General features: G+C 73.9%; 24 protein-coding genes and 4 tRNA genes. 13 read left to right on the top strand and 15 right to left on the bottom strand.

Annotated features, from left to right (window positions below):
• Positions 1 to 28 precede the first annotated feature (28 nt).
• From RMN57_RS21480 to RMN57_RS21450, 7 genes are all read right to left on the bottom strand, one after another.
• On the bottom strand, positions 29 to 2,437 hold the full coding sequence (locus RMN57_RS21480) for a glycosyl hydrolase family 65 protein (protein ID WP_313764972.1): 2,409 nt from the start codon (positions 2,435 to 2,437) through the stop codon (positions 29 to 31).
• Positions 2,434 to 3,183 carry a beta-phosphoglucomutase family hydrolase gene (locus RMN57_RS21475; protein ID WP_313764971.1) on the bottom strand — a complete coding sequence of 250 codons (750 nt, stop codon included), beginning with the start codon at positions 3,181 to 3,183 and terminating at the stop codon, positions 2,434 to 2,436. The genes RMN57_RS21480 and RMN57_RS21475 overlap by 4 nt, the downstream gene beginning before the upstream one ends.
• Positions 3,184 to 3,282: 99 nt before the next feature.
• Positions 3,283 to 4,080 carry a VOC family protein gene (locus RMN57_RS21470; RefSeq protein WP_313764970.1) on the bottom strand — a complete coding sequence of 266 codons (798 nt, stop codon included), beginning with the start codon at positions 4,078 to 4,080 and terminating at the stop codon, positions 3,283 to 3,285.
• A gap of 191 nt (positions 4,081 to 4,271) precedes the next feature.
• Positions 4,272 to 4,721, bottom strand: coding sequence for an SRPBCC domain-containing protein (locus RMN57_RS21465; protein ID WP_313764969.1), 450 nt, complete (start codon positions 4,719 to 4,721; stop codon positions 4,272 to 4,274).
• 144 nt (positions 4,722 to 4,865) lie between these two features.
• A complete protein-coding gene (locus RMN57_RS21460) occupies positions 4,866 to 6,668 on the bottom strand; it encodes an LCP family protein (protein ID WP_313764968.1) in 1,803 nt (600 codons plus the stop codon).
• Positions 6,669 to 7,023: 355 nt separating this feature from the next.
• A tRNA-Lys gene (locus tag RMN57_RS21455) sits at positions 7,024 to 7,096 on the bottom strand.
• Between the two features lie 87 nt (positions 7,097 to 7,183).
• Positions 7,184 to 7,936, bottom strand: coding sequence for a DNA polymerase beta superfamily protein (locus tag RMN57_RS21450; protein WP_313764967.1), 753 nt, complete (start codon positions 7,934 to 7,936; stop codon positions 7,184 to 7,186).
• A gap of 209 nt (positions 7,937 to 8,145) precedes the next feature.
• Between RMN57_RS21450 and RMN57_RS21445 the strand changes: the two genes are divergently transcribed.
• From RMN57_RS21445 to RMN57_RS21435, 3 genes are all read left to right on the top strand, one after another.
• Complete coding sequence (locus RMN57_RS21445; protein WP_313764966.1) at positions 8,146 to 9,462, top strand: DNA glycosylase AlkZ-like family protein; 1,317 nt, start codon at positions 8,146 to 8,148, stop codon at positions 9,460 to 9,462.
• An 80-nt stretch (positions 9,463 to 9,542) separates the two neighbouring features.
• Complete coding sequence (locus tag RMN57_RS21440; protein ID WP_313764965.1) at positions 9,543 to 10,313, top strand: SDR family oxidoreductase; 771 nt, start codon at positions 9,543 to 9,545, stop codon at positions 10,311 to 10,313.
• A 147-nt stretch (positions 10,314 to 10,460) separates the two neighbouring features.
• The gene (locus tag RMN57_RS21435) at positions 10,461 to 11,189 is read left to right on the top strand and encodes a tyrosine-protein phosphatase (protein WP_313764964.1); all 729 of its coding nucleotides are present in this window, start codon (positions 10,461 to 10,463) and stop codon (positions 11,187 to 11,189) included.
• A 45-nt stretch (positions 11,190 to 11,234) separates the two neighbouring features.
• On the opposite strand, the gene RMN57_RS21430 is transcribed toward RMN57_RS21435, so the two are convergent.
• Together RMN57_RS21430 and RMN57_RS21425 are read right to left on the bottom strand one after the other, a co-directional pair.
• Positions 11,235 to 11,681 carry an RICIN domain-containing protein gene (locus tag RMN57_RS21430; RefSeq protein WP_313764963.1) on the bottom strand — a complete coding sequence of 149 codons (447 nt, stop codon included), beginning with the start codon at positions 11,679 to 11,681 and terminating at the stop codon, positions 11,235 to 11,237.
• Entirely contained in the window at positions 11,678 to 12,841 is a 1,164-nt protein-coding gene (locus RMN57_RS21425) for a low temperature requirement protein A (RefSeq protein WP_313764962.1), read from the bottom strand. Before RMN57_RS21425 ends, RMN57_RS21430 begins: the two co-directional genes overlap by 4 nt.
• Positions 12,842 to 12,951: 110 nt before the next feature.
• On the opposite strand from RMN57_RS21425, the gene RMN57_RS21420 reads away from it, so the two are divergent.
• Together RMN57_RS21420 and RMN57_RS21415 are read left to right on the top strand one after the other, a co-directional pair.
• Entirely contained in the window at positions 12,952 to 14,073 is a 1,122-nt protein-coding gene (locus RMN57_RS21420) for a hypothetical protein (protein WP_313764961.1), read from the top strand.
• Positions 14,074 to 14,247: 174 nt separating this feature from the next.
• Positions 14,248 to 14,583, top strand: a complete 336-nt coding sequence (locus RMN57_RS21415) for a hypothetical protein (protein WP_313764960.1) — start codon at positions 14,248 to 14,250, stop codon at positions 14,581 to 14,583.
• A 39-nt stretch (positions 14,584 to 14,622) separates the two neighbouring features.
• Here the strand turns inward: RMN57_RS21415 and RMN57_RS21410 are convergent, their stop codons facing one another.
• Together RMN57_RS21410 and RMN57_RS21405 are read right to left on the bottom strand one after the other, a co-directional pair.
• Positions 14,623 to 15,459 (bottom strand): TIGR02452 family protein, encoded by an 837-nt coding sequence (locus tag RMN57_RS21410; RefSeq protein ID WP_313764959.1) that lies wholly within the window; start codon positions 15,457 to 15,459, stop codon positions 14,623 to 14,625.
• Positions 15,460 to 15,655: 196 nt separating this feature from the next.
• On the bottom strand, positions 15,656 to 17,926 hold the full coding sequence (locus tag RMN57_RS21405; RefSeq protein WP_313764958.1) for a DEAD/DEAH box helicase: 2,271 nt from the start codon (positions 17,924 to 17,926) through the stop codon (positions 15,656 to 15,658).
• 870 nt (positions 17,927 to 18,796) lie between these two features.
• Here RMN57_RS21405 and RMN57_RS21400 point away from each other — a divergent pair.
• A complete protein-coding gene (locus RMN57_RS21400) occupies positions 18,797 to 19,033 on the top strand; it encodes a hypothetical protein (protein WP_313764957.1) in 237 nt (78 codons plus the stop codon).
• 186 nt (positions 19,034 to 19,219) lie between these two features.
• Here RMN57_RS21400 and crcB (RMN57_RS21395) read toward each other — a convergent pair whose 3' ends face one another.
• The 3 genes from crcB (RMN57_RS21395) to crcB (RMN57_RS21385) are packed head-to-tail and all read right to left on the bottom strand — an operon-like array spanning position 19,220 to position 20,525.
• Positions 19,220 to 19,594, bottom strand: a complete 375-nt coding sequence (gene crcB / locus RMN57_RS21395; protein WP_313764956.1) for a fluoride efflux transporter CrcB — start codon at positions 19,592 to 19,594, stop codon at positions 19,220 to 19,222.
• Entirely contained in the window at positions 19,591 to 20,028 is a 438-nt protein-coding gene (locus RMN57_RS21390) for a DUF190 domain-containing protein (protein ID WP_313764955.1), read from the bottom strand. The genes crcB (RMN57_RS21395) and RMN57_RS21390 overlap by 4 nt, the downstream gene beginning before the upstream one ends.
• Entirely contained in the window at positions 20,025 to 20,525 is a 501-nt protein-coding gene (crcB, locus tag RMN57_RS21385) for a fluoride efflux transporter CrcB (RefSeq protein ID WP_313764954.1), read from the bottom strand. The genes RMN57_RS21390 and crcB (RMN57_RS21385) overlap by 4 nt, the downstream gene beginning before the upstream one ends.
• Positions 20,526 to 20,595: 70 nt before the next feature.
• Here crcB (RMN57_RS21385) and RMN57_RS21380 point away from each other — a divergent pair, with 70 nt between their 5' ends.
• The 6 genes from RMN57_RS21380 to RMN57_RS21355 all read left to right on the top strand — a co-directional run bounded on the left by RMN57_RS21380 (position 20,596) and on the right by RMN57_RS21355 (position 22,246).
• Positions 20,596 to 20,937 carry a metallopeptidase family protein gene (locus tag RMN57_RS21380; RefSeq protein ID WP_313767903.1) on the top strand — a complete coding sequence of 114 codons (342 nt, stop codon included), beginning with the start codon at positions 20,596 to 20,598 and terminating at the stop codon, positions 20,935 to 20,937.
• 123 nt (positions 20,938 to 21,060) lie between these two features.
• Positions 21,061 to 21,133: transfer RNA gene (locus RMN57_RS21375), tRNA-Glu, on the top strand.
• 56 nt (positions 21,134 to 21,189) lie between these two features.
• Positions 21,190 to 21,263: transfer RNA gene (locus tag RMN57_RS21370), tRNA-Asp, on the top strand.
• A 27-nt stretch (positions 21,264 to 21,290) separates the two neighbouring features.
• Positions 21,291 to 21,364: transfer RNA gene (locus RMN57_RS21365), tRNA-Phe, on the top strand.
• Between the two features lie 143 nt (positions 21,365 to 21,507).
• The gene (locus RMN57_RS21360; RefSeq protein ID WP_195911043.1) at positions 21,508 to 21,735 is read left to right on the top strand and encodes a FitA-like ribbon-helix-helix domain-containing protein; all 228 of its coding nucleotides are present in this window, start codon (positions 21,508 to 21,510) and stop codon (positions 21,733 to 21,735) included.
• Positions 21,736 to 21,853: 118 nt separating this feature from the next.
• Entirely contained in the window at positions 21,854 to 22,246 is a 393-nt protein-coding gene (locus tag RMN57_RS21355; protein ID WP_313764953.1) for a type II toxin-antitoxin system VapC family toxin, read from the top strand.
• 10 nt (positions 22,247 to 22,256) lie between these two features.
• Here RMN57_RS21355 and RMN57_RS21350 read toward each other — a convergent pair whose 3' ends face one another.
• On the bottom strand, positions 22,257 to 23,390 hold the full coding sequence (locus tag RMN57_RS21350; RefSeq protein WP_313764952.1) for a hypothetical protein: 1,134 nt from the start codon (positions 23,388 to 23,390) through the stop codon (positions 22,257 to 22,259).
• Positions 23,391 to 23,463: 73 nt separating this feature from the next.
• Between RMN57_RS21350 and RMN57_RS21345 the strand changes: the two genes are divergently transcribed.
• Positions 23,464 to 24,705 carry a plasmid pRiA4b ORF-3 family protein gene (locus RMN57_RS21345; RefSeq protein WP_313764951.1) on the top strand — a complete coding sequence of 414 codons (1,242 nt, stop codon included), beginning with the start codon at positions 23,464 to 23,466 and terminating at the stop codon, positions 24,703 to 24,705.
• Positions 24,706 to 24,840: the final 135 nt, after the last annotated feature.

Here is a 24,840-nt window from a genome sequence, read left to right as displayed (position 1 = left end):
CTCCGCCGGGCCCCTGCCGCTTCTCCCGCTACTCCGCCGCCAGGTGGTCCGGCCCGGGGCCGAGCGTCCCCGCGGCCACCCCGGCCTGCGGCTGGCGGCGGGACGGCTCGCGGCCGGGCGGCTGGGCGCAGCGCTCCTGGGCGGGCGGCACCGTGGTGGGCAGGGTGACCGGCGTGCCCGCCTTCACCTGCACCCCCTCGCCGTCGTGCCGCAGGTGGATCACCTCGCCCCGGCGCAGCGTGTACGTCGTCCCCTCGTGGGTGATCCGCACCCCGAGCAGCTGGCCGCGCACCAGCAGCGAGAAGCTCAGCTTCATCAGCCCGTTCGGCAGCCGGGGCCGGAAGGACAGCACCTCGCTGTGGTCGCGCAGGCCGCCGAAGCCGGCCACCAGGGCGATGCAGGCCCCGGCGAGCGAGGCCATGTGCAGGCCGTCGCGGGTGTTGCCGCCGAGGTCGTGCAGATCCATCAGGGCGGCCTCGGCGGTGTAGTCGTACGCGAGGTCCATCTGGCCCACCTCGGCGGCGATCACCGCCTGGGTGCAGGCCGAGAGCGAGGAGTCGCGGACGGTCAGCCGCTCGTAGTAGGCGAAGTTGCGGGCCTTCTGCTCGTCGGTGAAGGCGTCGCCGCGCACCTGCATGGCGAGCACCAGGTCGGCCTGCTTGACCACCTGCTTCCGGTACAGGTCGAAGTACGGGTAGTGGAGCAGCAGCGGGTAGTTCTCCGGCGGGGTGTGCTCGAAGTCCCAGACCTGGTGGTCGGTGAAGCCGTCGGCCTGCGGGTGGACGCCGAGGTTCTCGTCGTACGGGACGAACATCGCCGCGGCGGCGTCCCGCCAGGCGGCGGTCTCCTCGGTGTCCACGCCGAGCGCGGCGGCCTCCCGCGGGTGCCGGGCGGCGGCCTCGGCGGCGACCCGCAGGTTGGTCTGCGCCATCAGGTTGGTGAAGACGTTGTTGTCGGCGACCGCGCTGTACTCGTCCGGCCCGGTGACGCCCTCGATGCGGAACTTGCCGACGGCGTCGTGGTGGCCGAGCGAGCGCCACATCCGGGCCGTCTCGACCAGCAGCTCCAGCCCGTACTCGCGCTCGAACTCGACGTCCCCGGTGGCCCGGACGTACCGGGCGGCGGAGACCGCGATGTCCGCGCCGATGTGGAAGGCCGCGGTACCGGCCGGCCAGTACCCGGAGCACTCCTCGCCGCGGATCGTCCGCCACGGGAACACCGCGCCGGAGAGCCCGAGTTGGACGGCGCGCTCGCGGGCCATCGGCAGCGTGGTGTGCCGCCAGCGCAGTGCCTGGTTGACGGCGCCCGGCAGGCAGTAGGTGAGCACCGGCAGGACGAAGGTCTCGGTGTCCCAGAAGCTGTGGCCGTCGTAGCCGGGGCCGGTCAGCCCCTTGGCCGGGATGGCCCGCTCCTCGCTCCGGGCGCCCGCCTGCAGCACGTGGAACACGGCGAACCGGACGGCCTGCTGGAGCTCGACGTCGCCCTCGATCTCGACGTCGCTGGTCTCCCAGAACTCGCTGAGGAACTTGGCCTGTTCGGCCACCAGGCCGTCCCAGCCGGTGTACCGGGCGGCGGTCAGCGCGGCCTCCACCTGGTCCCGCACGGCGGGCAGCGAGCGGGTCGCGGACCAGCCGTAGGACATGAACTTCACCAGGCGCAGCTTCTGGCCCGGTTCGAGCACGGTGGTCACGCTGATCCGGCAGTGGTCGGCCTCGGACTCGGCCACGGTGTCCAGCCGCTCCGGGCCCTCGATGACGTGGTCCATCCCGGCGGCGACCCGGATGCCGCTGTAGCGGGTGCGGTGCACCAGGACGGCCTTGGTGCCGCCGGCGTGGCTGGCCTCCGCGAGCAGCGGCGCCTCCAGCACGGCGGCCGCCCGGGGGTCGCCCTCGGGGCCGCCGGGCAGCTGCTCGTTGGCGACCAGCTCCGACTGGAGGACGATCCGCACCGGCCCGTCCACCGCCTCGACGGTGTACTCGACGGCGGCGACGGCCCGCTGGGTGAGCGAGACCAGCCGGGTGGAGTGCACCCGGATCGTCCGGCCGGCCGGGGAGGCCCACTCCGCCTCGCGCCGCAGCAGCCCCTCGCGGAAGTCCAACCACCTCCGGTGGCTCAGTAGTTCGCCGTAGCGCAGGTCGAAGGGTTCGTCGTCCACCAGCAGTCGGATGATCTTGCCGTTGGTGATGTTGATGACGCTCTGGCTGGACTCCGGGTAGCCGTAGCCGCCCTCGCCGTACGGCAGCGGGCGCAGCTCGAAGACGCCGTTCAGGTAGGTGCCGGGCAGGCCGTGCGGCTCGCCCTCGTCCAGGTTGCCGCGCAGGCCGATGTGGCCGTTGGAGAGGGCGAAGAGCGACTCGGCGCGGGCCATCGACGCCAGGTCGAGGCCCGGCTCGACGATCTGCCACGGGTCGACCGAGAAGTTGTCCAGGCCGGTCATGCCGAGCCTCCTTCGAGCAGATCGGCGAGGTCGGTGACGACCACGGTGGCGCCGTCGCGGCGCAGCTCGGCGGCCTGGCCGACGCGGTCCACGCCGACCACCGCGCCGAAGCCTCCGGCCCGGCCGGAGGCGACGCCGGCGAGCGCGTCCTCGAAGACGGCGGCCCGCGCCGGCTCGACGCCCAGGGCCCGGGCGGCGGCCAGGTAGGTGTCCGGGGCCGGCTTGCCGGGCAGCCCCTCGCGCTTGGCGACCAGGCCGTCCACGATGACGTCGAACAGGTCCTCGATCCCGGCGGCGCGCAGCACGTCCCGGCAGTTCGCGCTGGACGAGACCACCGCGCTGGGCAGTCCGAGCTCCCGCAGCCGGTGCACGTACGCGACCGAGCCCTCGTAGGGCTGGACGCCCTGCTCGCGGATCATCCGCAGCACGGTGTCGTTCTTGGCCAGGCTGATGCCGTGCACGGTGCGGGTGCCGGCCGGGTCGGCGTCGGTGCCCTCGGGGAGCGCGATGCCGCGGCTCTCCAGGAAGGCGCGGGTGCCGTCGAGTCTCGGGCGGCCGTCGACGTACGTGTCGTAGTCGGCGATCGCGTCGAAGGGGACGAACTCCCCGCCGGTGCGGGCCGCTTCGGCGCGCAGGAAGGCGTCGAAGGTGTCCTTCCAGGCCGCGGCGTGCACCTTGGCGGTCTGGGTGAGCACCCCGTCGAGGTCGAAGAGGAAAGCACGGATGTCGTCCGGAAGCCCCAGCATGGGTGCAGTCTTACCCGCGAACGCGGGGAAGCCGCCCATTCCCGGCGGCGCGTCGCGGGAAGGGCGGCCTCCGGTGGCTCCCGGACCGTGCGGCGGCGCTCAGGAGTCGGGCATCTGGGACTCGGGCGCCGCCGCCAGCGCGAAGACCGCGCCCTGCGGGTCCTGCACGACGGCCATCCGGCCGGACTGCATGTCGAACGGGGGCTGGATCACCGAGCCGCCCGCCTTCACCAGGGCGTCCACCGTGGAGTCGGTGTCGTCCACCGAGAAGTACGTCATCCAGTGCGGGGGCGTGCCCTCCGCCAGGTACCCGGCGACCGGCTGCATGCCGCCCACCGTGCGCTCGCCGACGTTGAGGGAGTAGTAGCCCTCCATGCCCTGGATGGTCGCCGGGCGCAGGCCGAGCGCCTGGTGGTAGAACCGCCCGGCCGCATCGGTGTCGCTGGTGTTGAGCTCGTTCCAGACCAGCGCGCCGGGCTCGTTGACCACGCCCGCGCCGATGAAGTCCAGCTTCTGCCAGACGCCGAACACCGCGCCGGTCGGGTCGGCGGCGACCAGCATCCGGCCGACCGTGCCGACGTCCATCACGGGGTAGAGGATGGTGCCGCCGCTGTCGGCGATGGCCCGGCCGGTGGCGTCGGCGTCGTCCGAGGCCAGGTACGTCGTCCAGGCGACCGGTGGGACGGGCTGGCCCTCGGGGGCCATCTGCGCCATGATCCCGGCGACCGGCTTGCCGTTCAGCGAGCACACGGCGTAGCCGCCGAACTCGGGCGGGCCGACCTCGCCCTGCCAGCCGAACAGATCGCGGTAGAAGTCGAGCGCGGCCTGCTGGTCGCTCGCCATCAGGTCGACCCAGCACGGGGTGCCGGGCTTGTACGGAGCGGTGACTACGGGCATTGCTGGGCCTCCAAGAGCGATGGTCCTCCGCCGGGCCCGCCGGTCCGGCACTCCGGGCGGGAGCCGTCGGGGCCGGCGCGGCGCTCCCGCGCCGGGCGGACGACCGGACGGCGGTACACCGCCCACCTTCGCCGCGCCACCGCGATCGCGCCACCGGACGGCGCCCGGCGGGGGACACCCCCACCGGGCCGTCACGCAGTGTGCTCCGGGGCCTTCACGAAGTACGGCTGCACCTTGCCGCTCTGCGCGTAGTCCTTGAGCCGGACGATCAGCTCCGCCCAGGTGCCGGCCACCATCGGGACGCCCTCCTCGGTGCCGGGCTGCCAGCCGCCGTGCCGGAACAGCAGCCGGGTGCGGCCGGGGTCGGCGGGCTGGTCCGCGAGCTCCCAGCTGATCCAGGTGCCGGCCCAGTGCGGCGGGAAGGTGCCGACGTTCGTCCACACCACCCGGTCCCGGTCGGCGCGCTCGCGGCGCAGCCGGAACGGCTCGGGGACGCCCGGGAAGTCGAAGAGCAGCACCTCGTCCTCGTCCCGGTCGACCTCGGTGGTCCACCAGCCGGTGAGGCCGTCGTGGGTGTTGAGCGCGGCGAGCACGACGTCGCGGGGTGCGGCGATGTCGAACTGCATGGCGATCTCGGCCATGGGGTCCGCCTTTCGGTCCTGCGGCCCCCCTCGTTCCACGGTCCCGTTCCGTGGGCCCGTTCCGTGGTCCCCAACCGCCACCATGGCACGGGCCCGGGGTGCGCACACCCCGGGCCCGGCGGCGTCGCCGTGCGTCGCGGGCCGCTACCCGCCGCTGCCGTAGGTGGTGCCCGCGCAGATGTCGTCGTCCGCCGAGCGGGCCTCGTTGGTGACGCTGGTGGGCAGCGGGCCCGGGGTGGTCGGGGCGGCCGAGGGGCCGGAGCTGCCGGAACCGCCGGCGGCGGCCGCGCCGCCGTTGGCCGCCACGAAGTCCTTGCCCACGATCACGGTGACGCCCGGCGAGCTGCCGGCCTCGACGGTCGCCCCCGGGAACAGCGCGGCGACCTTCTCGGCGTTGGCCTTCTGGCCGGAGCCGTACTCGACCATCGTGGTCGCGTACTTGGTGCTGGCCGCCGTGCCCGCCTTGGTGACGGTGAACTTGGCCGCCTTGAGCTGCTCGCTCGCCTTGTCCGCCATGCCCTTGGCGGTGGTGCCGTTGTAGACCGCCACCTTGATCGCCGCGTTGCCCGCGTCGGAGGCCGCCGCCGGGGTGGCGGTGGCCGTGGCGGGGGCGCTCGGCCCGGCCGGGGCGGAGGGCGAGGCGGGCGCGTCCGGCTGCTCACCGGTGGCGTTCTGGCCGTCGAGGGTCCGGTCGGCCTTGATGGTCTCCCAGAGCTTCCCGGCGTCGGGCTGGACGATGTCGAGGTCGGCGTCCTGGGTGCGGTAGCGCCAGGGCACCGTGACGAACTTCAGGTCGTGCAGGTCGATGTTCTTCAGCGAGAGCCCGAAGGAGAGCAGCTTGTCCGCCGAGTTCAGCCCGGGGTCGACGACCAGCGACTTGGTCGCGGCGTCGGCGAGCGGCAGCAGGGTGGTCGGGTTGAGGCCCTGGCCCTTGATGTTCTTCGCCAGCGAGCTGAGGAAGGCCTGCTGGCGCTTCATCCGGCCGATGTCGGAGCCGTCGCCGAGGCCGTGCCGCAGCCGCACGTAGTCGAGCGCCTTCTGGCCCTCGACCTTCTGCGGGCCCTGCGGCAGGACGAGGTTCCCCTTCTTGGGGAGGAGCTTCTGGTTGATGTCGCTCTCGTAGATCGGCTTCGGCAGGCAGACGTCCACGCCGTTCACCGCCTTGGTCATGGCCGAGAAGCCCTGGAAGTCGACCACGATGGTGTGGTCGACCCGGATGCCGGTGAGCTTCTCCACGGTGTTCTGGGTGCAGGCCGGGTTGCCGTCGTCCGTCCCGCCGGTGGAGAAGGCCTCGTTGAACAGCGCGCCCGACCTCTCCTTGTTCCACTTGCCGTTCGGCAGCTTGCAGGACGGCAGGGTGACCTTGGCGTTGCGCGGGATCGAGATGCCGACGGCGTGCTTGTGGTCGGCGTAGACGTGCAGCAGGATCGTGGTGTCCGAGCGGGCGCCGCCGTCCTCGCCGCCGCCCAGGTCGGCGTTGTTCTTGCCACGGCTGTCCGAGCCGATCAGCAGGACGTTCACCGGCTTGTTGCCGTCCGCGTCCGCCTGCGCCTCGGGCGGCCGGTCGGTGGCGATGGCGTCCGCGTCGAAGGACTTGATGTTGGCGTTGAGCTTGAGGTAGATCGCCCCGCCGGCGCCGGCTATCAGCACCAGCACCCCGGCCGCCGACCAGGCGACGATCTTCTTCACGTTCTTCTTGGGCGGCTTGCGGCTGTTGCGGGCCGCCGCCCGCCCACCGGGAGCGGAGCCGGCCGGCCCGCCGCTCTCCGGTCCGCCCGTGCCCTGCTGGCCCTTGCCCTGCGGACCCTTCCCCTGTGCGGCTCGCCGGGCCTCGGCCCGGCCACCGGCCCGCGGTTGCGGCACCGCGCCGCCGTCGCCCGCCTCGGTCGTGAGCGCACCGGGCGCGTCGTCACCACGAGCCGGGCCCTCGCCCCACTGACCAGACATCCGTGTACCTTTCACCGGCGGACGCGGCACCCGTACATCCGGGCGCACTGCACACAGAGAGACGGCTGGAACCACCGCCGGGTTGCACATACGAAGGTCGTAATGACCTACGAACGCCCCCCGCGATCGTCCCCGCTGTCCCCCCTGTGGGCCCCCTGCAGCCACATCAGGCCCTCTCGGAGCATACAAGCCGGTCATATTTATCCGGCCGTGCTCTCGGTCACCCCGCCCTCGCCCCGCCGGTCCTCCGACCTTGTCCGCACGTACGGGTGACCGCCCGTCAACGCCGGTCCACCTCGCCCCACAACACAGCGGAGCCGGACCGGGACTCGCGTCCGGTCCGGCTCCGCAACCGTGGGCCGCCAGGGGCTCGAACCCTGAACCTACGGATTAAAAGTCCGCAGCTCTGCCAATTGAGCTAGCGGCCCGCGGCCCGTTCCCGTGCGGGGCGGGCCACGGCGATCCTACCCGGTGGGGCCCAGGGCTCCGCCAGTGGATTGCGGGGCGCGCCGGGCTCAGCGGGCCGGCGGGACCGGCGGCGTCCAGTGCGCGGCGCGCACCCGGCGCAGCCAGGCCTCGGCCGGGCGCGGGTCGGGCTCCGCGGGCAGCACACCGGCCCGGGAGAGGCGCTCGGCGGCGTCGGCGAGCAGTGGTTCGGCCAGAGCGGGGCGGTCCGCGATGCGCTCGCCGAGCTCGCGGACGCGCTCGGGCTCGGCGAGGCGGACGACGTTCTCGCCGGTCTCGTGCAGCCGCACGCCCTGCTCCACCAGCCGGACCAGGTGCCGGGCGTGCTTGGCCGCCCGGCGGCGGGCGGCCGGGTCGGCGGTGTCCCGGGTCAGCAGCTTGCGGAACTGCTGGTCGGCGTAGCCGAGGTAGGAGTTGCGGACGGCCTTCGCGCTCAGGAAGGAGGTGCGGATCGCGATCAGCTCCTCGCCGAGCGGGCTCCGCACCTCGTACAGGTCGTCGGGGAGCCAGGCCAGTTCGGAGGCGGTCGGGTTGCAGGTGAGCGCGAGGCGGCACCACTTGGCGGCCTCGTGGAGGGTGAGGTCGGGCTCGGTGGTGACGCGGGACTCGGCCGGGCGGTGCAGGCCGTGGAACTCCTCGGTGGGGGCGGCGAAGAGGCCGAGCCGGTCGGTGTCGGAGCCGGCGTGGGCGAAGCCGTACGCGGTCGAGCCGACGATGCCGGAGAGCAGGACGGTGCCGGGGAGGTCGGCGGCGGGGAGCCCGGTGGGGCCGGGGAGCAGGGCGGTGCCGGGTGCGGTGGGCATGGGTCTCCTCCGGTCTGGACGGTCTCGGTCGGGATCGCGCGGGGCGCGGTCGGTGCGCGGTGCGGTCGGTGCGCGGTGCGGTCGGTGCGCGGTGCGGTCGGTGCGCGGTGCGGTCGGTGCGCCGCGCGGTCAGAGGAGTGTGCCGTGCCCGGGCCGCGCCGGGCGAGCGAATTCCCACCCGGTGGCGGCCCTGGACCGATACTGGCCGCATGGCGAAGGCGAACGGCACCCCACGGAACCCCGAGGCCGCCTCCACGGCCCCGCCCGGCGTCACCCACGGCGCCGCACCCGGCGCGGCGCCCGGCACGGCGCCCGACGTCACCCCCGAGAAGCTGCGGGCCTGGTGGGCGCACCGGCAGTGGCTGGACGGCGCCCACCGCGGCGCCTCCGCGGCCGAGGTCCTGGCCGCCACCGGCTGGGCCCGCTCGGTGGGCGGCGCGGCACCCTACCTCGGGCTGTTCGCGCGGGCCGGACTGGACCGGCGGACGGTGGACGCGGCGATCGCCGGGCTGGCGGTGCACGAGCTGCCTGCCGCACGCGGCTGCACCTACGTGGTGCCGGCCACCGACTTCGCCCTCGCCCTGGCGGCCGGAGCGGCCGCCCCCGCAGGCGAGTTGGCCGGCGCCGAGAAGCACCTCGGGGTCGGCCGGGACGAGGTGGAGAAGCTCTGCCTGGCCGTCGGCCGCGCCCTCGCCGCAGCCCCGGACGCACCGCAGGACCCGGCCGCGCTCCGGGTGGCGGTCGGCGGCGCCGTCCGGTCGCTGGGCGAGGCCGGGAAGAAGCGCGGCCTCTCCACCACCCTGCCGCTGGCCCTCGGGCTGATGCAGTCGCGCGGCCAGATCCGCCGGGTGCCGGTCAACGGCCGCCTGGACCAACAGCGTTACGGCTACCTCGGGTGGGACCAGCCGGTCGCCGGCGACGCGGTCGACCTCGCCCGGCGTTACTTCACCTGGGCCGGCCCGGCGAACCTCGGGCACTTCCGCTGGTTCTCCGGCTTCACCGCGGCGACCGCCCGGCGGGCCGTCGCCGAGGCCGGGATCGTCCCGCTGCCGGGCGGGCCGGCCGGCGACGGGCTGCTGATCCTCCCCGAACTCGTCGAGGAGTTCGCCGAGTTCACCGTCCCGGCGGAGCCGTGCTACACGCTGCTGGCCGGCATCGACGGCATCCACCTGCTCCACCGCGACCTGCCCCGGCTGGTCGACCCGGCCGACGCGGTCCGGCAGCTGCCGTCCGGCAGGGCCGGGAAGGCCGGGCGCAGCTTCGGCAGCGAGGCCGATCCGCAGACCCACATCGTGCTGGACCGGGGCCGGATCGTCGGTTTCTGGGAGTACGACGTCGAGCGGGCCGAGATCGTCCACCAGTCCTTCGTGCCGCCCGACGCCGAACTGCGGGCGGCCGTGGCCCGGACCGAGGCCTTCGTCCGCGACCAGCTGGGGGACGCGCGCGGGTTCAGCCTGGACTCGCCGAGGAGTCGGGCGCCGAAGATCGCGGCCCTGCGGGCGGCGGCGACCACGTCCGGCGCGTGACGGCGGGGCCGGGCCGCAGGGCGGTGACGCCGGGCCGTGAGACGGGGCCTGGCCGGCGCGGACGGAGTACCGTGCGGGGCATGACCGACTCGACGGCCCCGGCCCGCACCGAAGTCCTCCTCGTCACCGGCGGCGGGCGCGGGATCGGCGCCGCCACCGCACTGCTCGCCGGGCGCCGCGGCTACCGGGTCTGCGTCAACTACCGCAGCGACGAGGCCTCGGCGGCCTCGGTGGTCGGCGCGATCCGGGCCGAGGGCGGCACCGCCGTGGCCGTCCGGGCCGACGTCACCCGCACCGCCGAGGTCGAGCGGCTGTTCACCGCCGTCGACACCGAACTCGGCCCGCTCACCGCCCTGGTGAACAACGCCGGAACGCTGGAGCGGCAGTGCCGGCTGGAGGAGGTCGACGAGGACCGGCTGAACCGGATCTGGGCCGCCAACATCACCGCCCCCTTCCTCTGCGCCGCCCAGGCCGTCCGCCGGATGTCCACCCGGTACGGCGGGGCCGGCGGCGTGATCGTCAACGTCTCCTCCGCCGCCGCCCGGCTCGGCTCGCCGAACGAGTACGTGGACTACGCGGCCGCCAAGGGCGCCGTCGACTCGATGACCCGCGGGCTGGCCCTGGAGGTCGCCGCCGAGGGCATCCGGGTCAACGCCGTCCGCCCGGGCCTGATCCACACCGACATCCACGCCCTGGGTGGCGAGCCCGGCCGGGTGGACCGGGTCGCCCCCGACCTGCCGATGCGGCGCGGCGGGCAGCCGGAGGAGGTCGCCGAGGCGATCCTCTTCCTGCTCTCCCCGGCCTCCTCGTACATGACCGGCGGCTTCCTGGACGTCTCCGGCGGACGCTGAGGCCGGGCCCGGCCGGCGCCCACGGCAACCGGGGTGCGGGCCCGGTAGCGCCGACGGCAGCCGGGTGCGGGCGCGGGGACACGGACACCGAGACCTCGTGTTCCGTTTCCTTCCCGCGGCGCCGCTCCCGCCCGTACGGTGGAGCGCATGACCGACGCCTTGCCGGACCGTGAACCCGACCTGCCGTCCGCCTTCATCGACATCCCCGGTGTCCGCAACTTCCGTGACGCCGGCGGCGTCGGCACCCTGCGCAAGGGGGTGCTCTACCGCTCCGGGTCCTTCCACGCCCTCGCCCCGGAGGGCGCCCAGCGCCTCAAGGCGCTCGGCCTGCGCCTGGTGATCGACCTGCGCAGCCCGTTCGAGCTGGAGGTCTGGCCTGACCTGCGGCACGGCCTCGACCACGAGGCGGTCAACCTCCCCACCCTCCCGGCCAACCGGGAGGACACCGACCGCCCCTGGCCCGAGGACCAGGCCGAGCTCTACCCGTTCATGGCCCAGACGGGCGGCCCGTCCCTGGTCGCCGCCGTCCGCCGGCTCGGCGCCCCGGGAGGCGTCCCGGCGGTCGTCCACTGCGCCGTCGGCAAGGACCGCACCGGCCTGACCATCGCCGTCGTGCAGTCCCTCCTCGGTGCCTCCGACGCCGACGTCATGGCCGACTACCTGCTCTCCAACGCCGGCCTCGGCCTGCTCGACGGCCCGACGCCCTACATCGACGAGACCGGCGCCGAGCGGATCTCCCGCCCCATCTCCGCGCCGCTGCTGGCCTCCTCGCTCACGTGGATCCGGACCAACCACGGCTCCATCGCCGACTACCTCCGGGCCCACGGCACCACCGACGAGGACCTCGCCGCCCTCCGCGACAACCTCTCGGCCTGAGGTCCCGGGGTCGCCCCGGTCCCGGACCGGGGCGGCCCCCGACCCCTACCCCTGCGGCTCCAGGCGCCACCACTGCGCCGGGGAGTCCTGGTCCTCCCGCTGCTCGACCGGCTCGCCCTGGGCGTTGGCCGTCAGCGGCTTGCCGGCGATGAAGCTGACCAGGGTGTAGGTGCCGGGGGCGTCGAGGTGGTGTTCGAGCAGCCACTCCTGGGCGCCGAAGGCATTGGCCGACCACTGCTGGATCGGGACGCCGTCCTCCGTGGAGGCCCCGGTGACGTCGAGCCGCTTGCCACTGCCGGCGTTCTCGACGTGGAAGAGCGCCCCGCCCGCGTGGACGGCGGTGAAGCGCCAGAGCTGGGCGTCCGAGCCGTCGTCCACGCCCAGCCCGACCTTGGCACCGCTGCGGCGGCTCCCGTCGGCGACCTCCAGCAGCAGGTTGCTGCCGACGTTGCGCACCCGGTAGAGGCCGTCCTTGATCGCGTAGTCCGTCACGGTGCGAGTCTGCCACCGAGCACCGACCGGCCCCGGAGCCGCGCGGCCTCGTAGCCGAAGGCCCCGCCGAGCACGGCCGCCACGGCGGCCACCTCCGCCAGCGCCGACACCCCCGTACCCAGCGGGACGGCCGCCACCAGCAGACCGGCGGCGAGCAGCCGCGGCAGGTTGGGGGTCAGCGCGAAGCTGCGGCGGATCGCGGTGTTGACCGCGAGGAAGAGCGCGACCCCGCCGGCCAGGGCGCCGGCCTGCGCGGGGGTGATCGGCGCGCCCGGGTGGGCGACCGCGGACTTCACCCCGGTCGCGAAGAGCAGCACACCGAGCAGCAGCCCGTAGTGCCCCAGGTTGTAGACGCTGACCGCGAGCAGGTTGCGGCGGTCCGAGGGCAGCGCCGCCATGTGGTGCTCGGCGCGGCTGTCGTCGTCGTGGCCGAAGTACGCCCACCAGAGGCCCACGCAGACGGCCAGGCTGAGCACGGCGACTGCGACCAGCGCGGCGCCGAGGTCGGCGGTGCCCGCACCGACGCCGATGGCGATCACCGACTCGCCGAACGCGATGATCACGACGAGGCCGTGGCGCTCGACGAAGTGGTCGGCGCGGAGCTGGAAGCTCGGCAGGTCGACCAGCCTGGGTATCGCGAACTGCAGGGCGAAGGCGGCGGCCCAGAGGCCGAGTTGGGCGGTGCCGGTGAGGTAGCCGCCGGACACCACCAGGCCGGTGTTGACCAGGTTGAGCCCTCCCATCCGCAGCACCGGCCCGAGCGCCACCCCGGAGGCCGCGAACATCCCGGTGTGCACGGCGACCACCAACAGGTACGCCCAGCCGAAGGCGACGCCGCTGCCCTCGAAGGCGTGCGGGACGGCGAGCGAGATCACCAGGAAGCCGGCCATCGCCAGCAGCAGCAGGCCGCGGCGGCCGTGGCTGGTCGGCGGCATGGCGTTGGTCAGCCAGATGAACGCGTCGTACATCCACCAGATCACCGCCAGCATCACCACCACCTGGGCCAGGCCACCGGGGGTGAGGTGGTGGACCAGGCTCCCGGTGAGCTGGGTGATCGTGAAGACGAAGACGAGGTCGAGGAAGAGTTCGAGCGGGGCCACCCGCAGGGCGGGCTCCGCCTCGGCCGCCAGGGGGGCCGGCAGGGCACGGGGCACGGTCACCGCGCGAGTATGCGGCACGGCGACCGCTCCCCGCGGGTGTTTTCGACAGCCGGACGCACCGGCGACCCCGGCCGGACGATCCGTCAGGGTGGCCGCCTATGCTGCGGCGAATGGTGTCCGACCGAATTCCCTCGCCCGACGGGTCCGCGGATCCGTCCGACCGTCAGCAGCCGACCCTCGACAGCGCGATCGCCGCCCTGGAGGCCGCGAACGCGGTCGCCGACATGGAACGCTTCGATGCCGCGTTCCGGCTGGTGGGCGGGCTGCTCGGACCCGCCGGGGAGCGCGAGTCGGCGGCGGTCGGCCCGCGGCTGGCCGCCCTGCTGCCGGACTCCCCGCCCTTCGAACGGGCCCACCTGGCGATGATGGTGGGCGCCTGCGTGGAGCGCGGCGCCGACCCGGTGGCCTGCGCCGACCAGGTGCTGGCCGGCCTGCGCGAGGCGCTCACCGGCGCGCTGCTGCTGATCGAACGCTGGAAGGAGACCGGCGGCGGGGAGCTCCCCGACCCGGACGCCGACAATCCGGGGCACGCGCACGCCCGGATCGCCGACCCGGACGCCCCGGACGCCTGGCCGGCCCATCGCGCGGTGATCGGCTGGTGGACGCTGCACCTGTGGCAGCTGGCCTCGTTCGCGGTCTGCACGCACGCCGCCGTCCGCACCTCGGCCCGGGCCTCCGGCGTGACGGACGTCCTGGCCGAGCTGATCGAGCGGTACGGCGACGGCCACCACGACCTCAAGGGCCTGCTCTACCTGATGAAGATGCTGGACGACGAGCCGCTGCTGGTGCTCGACCGTCCGAGCGGCACCGGCTACCTGGTCCGGATGGACGGGCTGGCCGACAACTTCCAGCTGCACACGCTGCTCGCCGAACTGCTGATCGGCGGCGGCCACCTGCCGGGGACCCGCCCCGACCCGGAGGTGGTGGCGCTCAGCCGGACCGCGGAGGTCGACGGCCGGCGCCGGGTGACCGCGCTGGGCGCGTTCAACCTGCTCGCCCCGGACGGCTCGTGGATCTGGAACGAGGGCACGCCCGCCGACATCCCGGTGGTGGACGGCGTCCGCACCCTGGTGCTGGACCCGCAGCCGTACGAGCGGAGCTGGTCGGCCGGCCGGTTCGTCCAGCAGGTCCCGGGGGACCTCCGGCTGGACCGGGTGCTGGACCCCGCCGAGGCCGCGGCCAAGCTCGCCGCGGCGGCGCCCGCGCACCCCTTCGAGCAGGCATACCGCTGAACCCCGGCGCCGGGCGGGGCGGTCGGCCGGATCGTCCCGCCCGTCCCGGACCGGCCGGCCCGCCCGGCCCGGGTGAGCGGATCGGCCGGCCCGGCGGGCGGGTTATGGTCGGGGGACCGGAGGAGCCGGAGCGGCCGGCGGCCCCGGGCCGAACCCACAGGAGTGGAGTCGACCATGGCGAGGATCCCCGACGTGCTCTCGGCCGCGGCGCCCGCGGCGCTCACCGCGGCAGGCGGCCTGGTCGGCGGCTACGGCGTCGCCCGCTGGAGCGGCCGGCGTGAGCTGGGCGGCGCGGTCCTGGCCGCGGCCGGGGCCGGTGCCGCCGTGCAGTGGCACCGCCGCTCGGGCGCAGCCACCGCGGCCGCGCTGACCGGGCTGTACGTGGCCGCGTTCGGCGGCTCGCACCCGCTGGCGAAGAAGATCGGCGCCTGGCCGTCAGTCTTCGCGGTCACCGGGGTGGTCGCGGCCGCCTCGACCGCCGCCACCGCCCTCACCGCCCGCAGGGGCTGATCCGGCGGCCCGCCGGGGCCGTCGACGGACGCCCGGCCGTCAGCGGGTGGCCGGGCCGAACCGCGCCTCGAAGGCGGCCCGGTTCGCCGACACGGGCGTGCGGTCCCAGACCGCGAACACCACCCGCTCGAAGGCCGCGCCGTACTGCCCGAGCGCCCCCTCGAAAGCCTCGGCCACCTGCGCCGGGTCGTTGCCGAACACCCCGCAGCCCCACGCCCCCAGCACCAGCGTCCGGATCTCGTGCCGGGCGGCCGCCGCGAGCACCCGGACGGCCCGCTCGGCGAGCACGCCCCGGACGTCCGTCCCGGCCGAACGCCGTTCCAGCTGGCCCGCGTTGGGCGCGGGCGAGGTGAGGAAGGTCACCGGGTAGGGCCGCGCCAGCAGCTCGCCCCTCCCGTCCCGGATCACCGGCACGTCCGGCGAGACGATCACCCGGTGGCTGTACCGCAGGTCGGTGGAGGCGCGGTGCGCCTCGTAGTAGTCCGGCGCCTCCAGCAGGCAGGTGTACAACAGGGCGCTGCGGCAGAGGTCCTCCTCCTGCGCGCGGGCACCGCGCAGGTAGCCGCCCCCCGGGTTCCGCGCGGAGGCGAAGTTGAGCACCCCCACCCGGCCGGTGCCGGCCCCGACCAGCCGCCGGGCCGCCTCGATGCTGCCCTCGGCGGTCACCTCGACGGCCCCGGCCGCACCCGCCAGCGGGCCCGGCCCGCCCGTCCGGACCAGCGCGTCCAGCGCCTCCGGGGCGTACGACACCGTCCCCTCCCTGGCCGCGGCCAGTCGCTCCCCCACCTGCACGAGCTCGCCCCCGGTCGCCCGGTAGCTCCCCCGCGCGGCGATCTCCTCGTTCACCGCTGCCACGTGATGCAGTCTGCTGCTCATGACCGCGACCGTAGAGGACGCAGCCGCCTCCGCGCCACAGGTTATTCTCACCAGCAGAACAACCCCGCCCGAGCGGTCGGGAGCGCCCCGGAGCGCCCCGGCCCCGCCCCGGTCGCCCCGGGCGGACGGGTGCGGGAACGCGGACGGGCCCGCCCCACCGAAGTGGAGCGGGCCCGTCGAGCCGGTGCCGGCCGGGTCAGTTCTTCCAGCGCGGCTTGCGGTCGTCGCGGTTGAAGCCACCGGAGTTGAAGCCGCCGGAGCGGCCGCCGCGGTCGTCGCGGTCACGGTTGAAGCCACCGGAGGCCTGCGGGCGGCCACCGGAGCGGTGGTCGTCGCGGCGCGAGAACGGACGGCTGCTGCCGCCGCGCTCGTCGCGGTCCCGGCCGAAGGACGGGCGGTCGCCGAAGGAGCGGGCCGGACGGTCACCGAAGCCGCCGGAACGGCCGCCGCGGTCGTCACGGTCACGGTTGAAACCGCCGCGGTCACGGTCGCCGAAGGAACGGCCACCACGGTCGTCACGGTCACGGTTGAAGCCACCGCGGTCACGGTCACGGTCGCCGAAGGAGCGGGCCGGACGGTCACCGAAGCCGCCGGAACGGCCGCCGCGGTCGTCACGGTCACGGTTGAAGCCACCGCGGTCACGGTCGCCGAAGGAACGGCCGCCGCGGTCGTCACGGTCACGGTTGAAACCGCCGCGGTCACGGTCGCCGAAGGAACGGCCACCACGGTCGTCACGGTCACGGTTGAAGCCACCGCGGTCACGGTCACGGTCCCGGCCGAAGCCGCCGGAACGGCCGCCCCGGTCGTCACGGTCACGGTCGCGGGTGAACGCCGGGCGCTCGGTGCGGGCCTCGCGGTAGGACGGGGTGCGCTCCTCGGCCACCGGCGCGGCGGTCTCGGCCGGGGCCTGCGCGGCCTCGGCGGTCTCGCCCGCCTCGGCGTCGGCGGCCGGCGCCTCGTCCTCGATGCCCAGCTCGGCCCGCTCGCGCGCGGCCCGCGCGGCCAGGCGGTCGGCCTCCTCGCGCAGCTCGGTGGCGCGGCGCTGCGCGCGCTCCAGCTGGCGGGTCATGTCGGCCAGCTCGCGCTCGGCGGCACCGGCGATGCCGGCCGCGCTCTCGGCCTGGACCTCGATCAGCGAGCGGGCGCCGGTGATCCGGGCGACCTCGGCGTCGAAGGCGTGGTCGAGGATGTGGCGCGAGGCGTCGACGCCCGCGTCCTCCATCAGGCGGAAGACGCCGCGGCGCTGGTGCGGCAGCACCAGGGTGACGACGGTGCCGGAGCGGCCGGCACGCGCGGTGCGGCCGGAGCGGTGCAGGTAGTCCTTGTGGTCGCCGGCCGGGTCCACGTTGAGGACCAGGTCGATGCCGTCGACGTGGATGCCGCGGGCGGCGACGTCGGTGGCGACGACGACGTTGACGTAGCCGTCCTTGAAGTCGCCGAGGACGCGGGTGCGGGCGCCCTGGGTCATGCCGCCGTGCAGCGCGTCGGCCTTCACACCGGCCTCGATCAGCTGCTCGGCGACGCGGTCGGCGCCCATCTGGGTGCGGACGAAGATGATCGTGCGGCCCTTGCGGGCGGCGATCGCGTTGGTGATCGGCGCCTTGTCCTTGGGCTTCACCACGAGGATGTGGTGGGTCATGGTGGTGACCGCGCCGGCCGACGGGTCGACCTCGTGGGTGACCGGGCTGTTCAGGTAGCGCTTGACCAGGGTGTCGATCTCGTTCTCCAGGGTGGCGGAGAACAGCAGGCGCTGGCCGCCGGCCGGCACCTGGTCGAGGATCTCGGTGACCTCGGGCAGGAAGCCCATGTCGGCCATCTGGTCGGCCTCGTCGAGGACGGCGACCTGGACGTCGTCGAGCTTGGCGGAGCCGCGGTTGATCAGGTCGCGCAGGCGGCCGGGGGTGGCGACCAGGACGTCGACACCGCGCTCCAGCGCGTAGATCTGGTTGGACATCGAGGTACCGCCGCAGACGACCTTGAGGCGCAGGCCGAGCACCGAGCCGAACGGCTCCAGGGCGTCGGCGACCTGCATCGCCAGCTCGCGGGTCGGGACCAGGATCAGACCGCGGGGGTGCTTGGCGCGGGTGCGCTCGCCGTCGGCGAGGCGGGTCAGCAGCGGCAGGCCGAAGCTGAGGGTCTTGCCGGAGCCGGTACGGCCGCGGCCCAGGACGTCCTTGCCGGCCAGCGCGTCCGGGATGGTCGCGGCCTGGATCGGGAACGGGGTGGTCACACCGCGCTTGGCGAGGGCCCGGACGACGTCGTCCGGCAGGCCCAGGTCGCCGAAGGTGATGGTGGGCTCGGCGGGCTCCGCGGCCTCGTCGGCGGCGGCCTCGGTGATCTCGGCGGCCTCGGCGACGACCTCGGCGGCGTCCGCCTCGGTCAGTCGGGCGTCGGCCTCGGGGGTGGTGGCATCGGCGGCGGACTCGTTCGCGGGCATGGCGAAGCGGGCGTCGTCAATGAGAGACATCTAAAACCTTCCGGAAGTGGCACGCGCCAAAGTCCGGGGTTCTGTTTCACAACCGCCTCTATGCGGTCAGCCACGGATCGCCGGAACGCGCCAAGGGCGCCGATGGGAATAGGGCGCCAGTCAAATGGATCAAACGAACGATCTACCACCATAGAGGAACCTCGGGATCGGAGGCAAATGCCCTGGCCAGACTGCTAATGCCCACCCGGGCCGGCGGTCGGGGCCGAAGATCCGGAGCTTCCGGCGGAGGGTTCCGGGGTGCTCGGCGCGGGCGGGGCGGAGGTGGTGTGCCCGGGCTCCGGGGTGCTCGACGGCCGCGTGGTCGGGCTCGCCGCCGGGGTGGTGGCGGAGCCGCCGCCGGACCGGCCCTCGCCGGTGCCCGCGGTCCCGCCGGAGCCTCCGGTGCCCCCGGCGCCCCCGGCGCCTCCCGGGCCGGTGGCACCGCCGGTCCCGGCCGGGCCGCCGGTCGCGCCGCCGCCGGACGAGCCGGTGCCCGGACGAGGTGCGGTGCCGGCGCTCACGCCCCCGGCGGATCCGCTCGCTCCGGGCGCGGGCTCGCCCGTCACGGCGCCCGGGGCGGATCCCGCGCCCTCGGCCGACCCGTTCACATCGTTCGGACCGGCCGTGCCGCCCGTCCCGTCCGTGCCGCCGGTACCCGGGGAGGCCGCACCCGGCGTCGGGGTCAGGCCCGCCGTGCGCGCGCCGTCGGCCGATCCGCTCCCGGGACGCTCCGACTTCCCGGACGGCCCGCCCTGGTGACCGCCGCCCGGCGCGGCCGTACCGCCGGAACCACCCGCCCGGCCCGGCGTCCCGGCCTGTCCGACCGGCACGGTGCCGTGTTTCCCGTCCGCCGCACCCGGGCCCACCGACATGCAGCCCGTCAGGCCCAACCCGGCCACCGCCAGCACCGCGGCCGCCCGCACCACGCCACTGCGCACCGCCACCGCCCGCGGCTCGGCCCGCCGGACCGCCAACGCCCGCACCACCGCCGGACGGCCCTCCCGGGCGCCCACCTCGCGCACCGCACGCACCGAACGCATCGCCGCCACCGAGCCCCTCTTCCACAGCCCCACCCGGCCGCCCATGCGCACGGCCCACTCGTGGTGACCAACGCGCGCCCGGCCCGGCGGGACACGGTCGGCCCGTCAGGAAGCCCCGGACGCCAGCCGCCCGGCGCAACGGCGGCGGTTCAAACCTCCCGACCGGCCCGGCTCCGGGGCGGTCCCGGGGCGGTCCCGGGGCGGCTCCGCCCGATGCGCCGCCGGCCGGGGTTCCGGGGCGCCCCGGAACCGCTCAGCCCCAGAGCGCCGAGGCCAGCCCCGCCCCCGCGTAGACGGCCGCCAGCCCCACCGCGATGCTCCCGAACACATTGGCCAGCGCGTACCGCCCGGCACCGCTCTCGGCCAGCCGCAGCGTCTCGTACGAGAAGGTCGAGTACGTGGTCAGCGCACCGCAGAACCCCGTCCCGACGAGGAGTTGGACGTCCGAGGACGCCGCGCCGGCCGCCGCCGCACCGGTCAGCAGCCCGAGCACCAGACAGCCGCCCGCGTTCACGGCGAAGGTGCCCCAGGGGAACACCGAGTCGTGCCGGGACTGCACGGCACGGTCGGTCAGGTACCGCAGCGGCGCGCCGACCACCGCACCCACCACGACGAGCAACCAGTTCACTCCCCCGCCCCCCGCTCCTGCTCCGCGCCCCGCCCGCGGGCGCCCGGCCGGACCACCTCGCACGCGTCGAGCACCACCAGGCCGTCCGCCACCAGCCCGTCCAGTCGGGGCAGGAAGGCCCGCACCCGCTCCTCGGTGTCCACGACCACCACCGCCACCGGCAGGTCCTCGCTCAGCGAGAGCAGCCGCGCGGTGTGCACCAGCGAGGACGCCCCGAACCCCTCGATCCCCCGGAACACGCTCGCCCCGGCCAGCCCGGCGGCCCGCGCCCGGTGCACGATCTCGCTGTAGAGCGGGCGGTGGTGCCACCGGTCGCTCTCGCCCACCAGCACGGTGAGCCGCAGCGCCGGCCCGCTCAGCGCCGGCCCGTCCGGCGCCGGTCCGTCCGGCGCCGTCCCGCCCGATGCCGGTCCCCCGTCCGACCGCCCGGTCATCCCGACACCCCTTCCCCGCGCCGGGCCAGACGGCGGATCAGGCCGCGGGTCAGCCCGGCCGACGCCCACACCGCGGCCATCGCCGCCAGCAGCGTCAGCCCCAGGTAGAGCGCTCCGGCCCCCGGCCGCCCCTCGGCCAGCAGCCGCCGGATGTCCACCTCGTAGGTGGAGAAGGTGGTGAACCCGCCCAGCACCCCGGTCCCGAAGAACGGCCGCAGCAGCGGGTGCGCGGGCCGCCCCTCGGTGACGGCCACCAGGAACACCCCGATCACCGCGCAGCCCACCACGTTCACCGCCAGCGTGGTCCACGGGAACGCCGCCGGACCGGCCGGCCACAGCAGCCCGGCCCCGTACCTGGCCGCGGCGCCGACCGCCCCGCCCAGCGCCACCGCGGCCACCGCCCGCCCCTGCCCGCGCAGCACCGGCGGCCGCGCCGGCCGGACCGGCGCCGGCCCCCGCCGTTCCGCACGCTCCACCGCGCCGCCCGAGGTCGTCATAGGCCCATGAAACACCGGCGCCGACCGCCTGGCACACCGTCACCCCAGACCCGACAATGATCCGGTGGAGATGACCCGGGAAGAGTTCGAGACGCTGGTCGGCGACGCCCTCGACCAGATTCCCCCGCAGCTCGCGGCCATGATGGACAACGTCGCGGTCTTCGTCGAGGACGAACCCGACGCCTCCGACCCGGAGCTCCTCGGCCTCTACGAGGGCACCCCGCTCACCGAGCGCGGCGAGTGGTACGCGGGCGTCCTGCCCGACCGGATCATCATCTACCTGGGCCCGACCCTGCGGCACTGCGACACCCGCGAACAGGTGGTCGAGGAGGTCCGCACCACGGTGATCCACGAGGTCGCCCACCACTTCGGCTTCGACGACCACGAGCTCGACGAGCTCGGCTGGTCCTGACCGGTCCGCCCCATCCGTCCCGCCCGTCCCACCACTCGGCCGAAAGCCGTTTTGGCGTTCGGCTCGACATCCCATATGCTTCTCGACGTCCCCGAACGCTGGAAACAGCGGGACAGGCCGCAAGCCCTCATCGTCTAGTGGCCCAGGACGCCGCCCTTTCAAGGCGGTAGCACGGGTTCGAATCCCGTTGGGGGCACGCAGTACCGTAGTAAAGTGCAGTGCCGCAAGACCTAGTGGAGAAACACCACACAAGGTCCCGTGGAGCAGTTGGTTAGCTCGCCACCCTGTCAAGGTGGAGGTCGCGGGTTCAAGTCCCGTCGGGATCGCTCGTCTCGCAAGAGACGGTGCAGTACGGCCAGGTAGCTCAGTTGGTACGAGCGTCCGCCTGAAAAGCGGAAGGTCGCCGGTTCGACCCCGGCCCTGGCCACATCGCCTGAAAAGGCACGATGCCCTCGAAGCAGATCGCTTCGGGGGCATTTTTGTGTCTCTTGACACCAACGGCACAGCGGACGGTCGCACCCCGAGAGCAATAGCGCTGAATTCAAGGCTGAGCAGCGCTATTATGCATGCATGGCTACTGTGCAGATCAGGAACCTGAACGACGAGGCCTACGCGATACTGCGTCGGCGCGCAGACGAGTCGGGACGATCGCTGCAGGAGTACCTCCGGCTACGACTTGAGGAGGAGGCTGCGCAGCCCACCGTCGAGGAGGTGTTGACCACCGCCCGCGAGAACCTGTCGAGCAGCGTCTCCATGGCCGACATCCTCGCCGCACAGCGGGAGGGCCGGGGCGAGTGATCGTCGTCGACAACTCCGTGCTCGTGGCCGCGCTGGTTGATCGGGGTCCGGTCGGGAAGGCCTGCGCGAGCCGGATTTCCGGAGAACGCCTCGCCGCACAGCGGGAGGGCCGGGGCGAGTGATCGTCGTCGACAACTCCGTGCTCGTGGCCGCGCTGGTTGATCGGGGTCCGGTCGGGAAGGCCTGCGCGAGCCGGATTTCCGGAGAACGCCTCGCCGCTCCAGCGCTGATCGACATCGAGGCCACGAGTGCCATCCGAGGACTGCTGCTCGGCCGAAAGATCGAGTTCGCCGACGCGGATCGCGCACTTCGACTGTTGCCCTCATTGCCGATTCTGCGAGCCCAGCACACGGAGCTCCTGCCGCGGGTCTGGGAGCTCCGCGGCAACTTCACCGCATATGACGCCGCGTATGTAGCCCTTGCCGAGCATCTGGGCGTACCCCTGGTCACTGGCGACGCCAAGCTGCAGCGAGGCTCCGGGGCACGATGCGTCATCGAAGTGATCAACTGACGGACGGGCGTCAGCCCCGCAGGGCCCGGTCGTCGAGCCGGCGCAGCAGGCCGGGCAGGTGCCGGTACCGGTCGCGGAGCGCGGCCAGCCGCTGCCGGAACTCAAGGCCGCGCCCGACGTGGTCGCAGGCGTCACGGAGCTCGACCAGGAGGGCTGTGGCGGTGTCGTAGCGGGCCGTCTGCTTGCGGGCGACGTGGCTCTCGACCTCACGCCAGATCGCTTCCTCGTCGGCGGCCAGGGTAGTCAGCTTCTTTGCCCGCGTCTCGGCTCGGACCCGCTCGGCGCGCTGCCGGCGCTCGGTGGCGAGTGCGTGCGCGGCGTCCAGCAATTCGGCGGCGGAGCGCTGCCCCGGCACCGTCGCGACAGGCGGCTCGCCGCGCAGGCGGCGCAGAAGTTCGGCCCCCAGCTGAAGCTCATCGCCCAGTGCCAGGCGCAGCAGGAGGTCGTTCTTCTCCGTCTCGGGAAGTGCGGCGATCAGCGGGGCCAGCTCCTTCTTCCCGGGCCGCTCCCGAGGGGCGGGGGCGGGCGGGCTGGCCTGGGCGGCGACCGCCAACAGGTCGGCGTCGACGCGCAGGAAGTCCGCGAGCGCTCGCTGCGGCGCGGTGAGCCGGTCGAGCCCAGCCGGGACCGGGGGCTCGACCGTTGCCCGGTAAGCCTCCTCGTCGTCGTCCTGGAGTGCCCATGCGCCGATTCCGGACAGCCATGCGAGGTACAGGGCTCGATGGTCCCCGGAGGCCAGCTCGGCCCGTACCCCGGCGATGGCGCCGAGTGAGTCCTCGGCACTCTCGTCCCAGTCTCCGCTCTCGTCCTCACTGCGCAGGTCGAGGATGAGGTGGGTCTTGGTCGTCCATGCCTCGAAACACTCGTCGAAGCAGTACCGCTCCACCGCTCGCTGTGTGAGCTGTCCCTTGGGCACGCGCAGGATCACCTGGTGGGTGCCCCAGTTGGTCAGGTAGAGGTGAGCGTCGTAGTACCGCTCCACCATCCGCCTGGGGTCGCCTCGAAAGTTGCCCCACTGGTAGTCGTTGGTGAAGCTGGTCGCGGTGATCCGGGCCCGGGTCGACAGCGATCGCAGTTCTTCCTGTTCCTCGCGGGTCAGCGGGCGGTCGATCGCCAGGAACTCGTAGTACTGGTACTCGCTCATCGCCGCGACCCTAGCGGGTCTGCCGGTCCTCGATGATGGAATCCGTCAAGTCCAAGGCAGACAGGAACCGATGATGGAACCCGAGCAGCCACTCACCGTCGAGCAGATCCGAGGTCTCGTCAGCTGGATCGACGCGGGGCGCAAGCTCACCCAGACGGGCAAGGTCACCCTCGCCGACGCGCGGGCCCTGGTCGCGTTCCTGCGGACCGGCGACACCATCGACCCGGCCATCGGTGACAGGATCTTCAAGACCAAGTCCAGCCAGGAGCTGTACCACCTGAACCTGCTGGTGGAATGGGCCAAGGCGGCCCGGCTGCTTCGGGTCGCCAGCGGCCGCCTGGTGCCCGTCAAGAAGAACGTGCGCGCGCTGGAGGACCCCGAGCGCATCCTCGACGCTCTGTTCGAGGCCCTACCGCGCATCAGCGAAGCGGTGCTCCCCTCCGGGTGGCTCGGCTCGCTCTTCGCCGAGGAGTACCCCGCCGGGCTTCGGGTGCTGCTGATGAGCCTGTATGCCGCCGACGACCTGCTTCCCGAGCAGGAGCTTCAGGCTGCGGTGTGGGACAAGGTCTCCGGGTTCTACGTCCTCGACGATCTTCCCGAGGACCGCCTCCGGACGCTGCGCCAGAGCAACGACCGCGACGTGGACCGCCTGCTCGCGACGCTCCTCGGCCTCGGCTCGGTCCAGCGCGTCGGCGACGCCGTCGCCCTCACCTCGCGGGGCCGTCAAGCCATGGCCCGGCTGCGCCGGGAAGCACGCCCCGGCGATCCCGTCTACCAACTCCGCATCGAACTCGCCGATGTGGAACAGCCCGCCGTCTGGCGCCGCGTTCAGGTCCCGGCCGGATTCCGCCTCGACCGACTGCACCTGGTCATCCAGGCCGCCATGGGCTGGCAGAACTGCCACTTGCACGCGTTCGACGTGAAAGGCGTCGACTACGGCCATCCCTCCTCCGAACTCGACTTCGTCGACGAGACCGCCGCCGCCCTGGACGCCCTGGTCAAGGAGGGAGACTTCCTCGACTACACCTACGACTTCGGTGACTCGTGGGAGCACCGCATCCTCGTCGAGCGCCAAGTGCCTGCCGAGGCGGGCCACCACTACCCGCTGTGCGTCGACGGGGCAGGAGCCTGCCCGCCCGAGGACTGCGGCGGCGCGGGCGGATACGACGACCTCAAGCAGGCCCTCAGCGACCCCTCCCACCCCGAGCGCGAGGATCTGCTGTGCTGGCTCGGCCTCGAAACGGCGGCTGGCTTCGACCCGACCCGCTTCGACCTGCACCGGACGAACCACCGGCTTCGCGCTCTCGACTGGTGAGTCCAACCGGCTCATCCGTGCCGGTGGACGCCAACGCTGACGCCAACCGGCATGGACGACGAGGGCCGAAGGCGGCCTTCCGCGGACGACGGAATCACCCGAACCTGGGCATGTCGCGCCCCCAGGTTGGCCTGA

It is taken from the genome of Kitasatospora sp. CM 4170 (genome assembly GCF_032110285.1).
GTDB lineage: Bacteria > Actinomycetota > Actinomycetes > Streptomycetales > Streptomycetaceae > Kitasatospora > Kitasatospora aburaviensis.
This window is presented reverse-complemented; position numbering and strand designations above follow the sequence as displayed.

What these genes read in the sequence shown, in the direction of transcription:
- RMN57_RS21450 (WP_313764967.1), bottom strand. Translation starts at nt 7,936, where the DNA reads ATGCCCACCGCACCCGGCACCGCCCTGCTCCCCGGCCCCACCGGGCTC.
- RMN57_RS21390 (WP_313764955.1), bottom strand. Translation starts at nt 20,028, where the DNA reads ATGACCGGGCGGTCGGACGGGGGACCGGCATCGGGCGGGACGGCGCCG.
- RMN57_RS21435 (WP_313764964.1), top strand. Translation starts at nt 10,461, where the DNA reads ATGACCGACGCCTTGCCGGACCGTGAACCCGACCTGCCGTCCGCCTTC.
- crcB (WP_313764954.1), bottom strand. Translation starts at nt 20,525, where the DNA reads ATGACGACCTCGGGCGGCGCGGTGGAGCGTGCGGAACGGCGGGGGCCG.
- RMN57_RS21465 (WP_313764969.1), bottom strand. Translation starts at nt 4,721, where the DNA reads ATGGCCGAGATCGCCATGCAGTTCGACATCGCCGCACCCCGCGACGTC.
- RMN57_RS21440 (WP_313764965.1), top strand. Translation starts at nt 9,543, where the DNA reads ATGACCGACTCGACGGCCCCGGCCCGCACCGAAGTCCTCCTCGTCACC.
- RMN57_RS21350 (WP_313764952.1), bottom strand. Translation starts at nt 23,390, where the DNA reads ATGAGCGAGTACCAGTACTACGAGTTCCTGGCGATCGACCGCCCGCTG.
- RMN57_RS21415 (WP_313764960.1), top strand. Translation starts at nt 14,248, where the DNA reads ATGGCGAGGATCCCCGACGTGCTCTCGGCCGCGGCGCCCGCGGCGCTC.
- RMN57_RS21410 (WP_313764959.1), bottom strand. Translation starts at nt 15,459, where the DNA reads ATGAGCAGCAGACTGCATCACGTGGCAGCGGTGAACGAGGAGATCGCC.
- RMN57_RS21345 (WP_313764951.1), top strand. Translation starts at nt 23,464, where the DNA reads ATGGAACCCGAGCAGCCACTCACCGTCGAGCAGATCCGAGGTCTCGTC.
- RMN57_RS21470 (WP_313764970.1), bottom strand. Translation starts at nt 4,080, where the DNA reads ATGCCCGTAGTCACCGCTCCGTACAAGCCCGGCACCCCGTGCTGGGTC.
- RMN57_RS21445 (WP_313764966.1), top strand. Translation starts at nt 8,146, where the DNA reads ATGGCGAAGGCGAACGGCACCCCACGGAACCCCGAGGCCGCCTCCACG.
- RMN57_RS21475 (WP_313764971.1), bottom strand. Translation starts at nt 3,183, where the DNA reads ATGCTGGGGCTTCCGGACGACATCCGTGCTTTCCTCTTCGACCTCGAC.
- RMN57_RS21420 (WP_313764961.1), top strand. Translation starts at nt 12,952, where the DNA reads ATGGTGTCCGACCGAATTCCCTCGCCCGACGGGTCCGCGGATCCGTCC.
- RMN57_RS21480 (WP_313764972.1), bottom strand. Translation starts at nt 2,437, where the DNA reads ATGACCGGCCTGGACAACTTCTCGGTCGACCCGTGGCAGATCGTCGAG.
- RMN57_RS21405 (WP_313764958.1), bottom strand. Translation starts at nt 17,926, where the DNA reads ATGTCTCTCATTGACGACGCCCGCTTCGCCATGCCCGCGAACGAGTCC.
- RMN57_RS21460 (WP_313764968.1), bottom strand. Translation starts at nt 6,668, where the DNA reads ATGTCTGGTCAGTGGGGCGAGGGCCCGGCTCGTGGTGACGACGCGCCC.
- RMN57_RS21400 (WP_313764957.1), top strand. Translation starts at nt 18,797, where the DNA reads ATGCAGCCCGTCAGGCCCAACCCGGCCACCGCCAGCACCGCGGCCGCC.
- RMN57_RS21380 (WP_313767903.1), top strand. Translation starts at nt 20,596, where the DNA reads ATGACCCGGGAAGAGTTCGAGACGCTGGTCGGCGACGCCCTCGACCAG.
- RMN57_RS21360 (WP_195911043.1), top strand. Translation starts at nt 21,508, where the DNA reads ATGGCTACTGTGCAGATCAGGAACCTGAACGACGAGGCCTACGCGATA.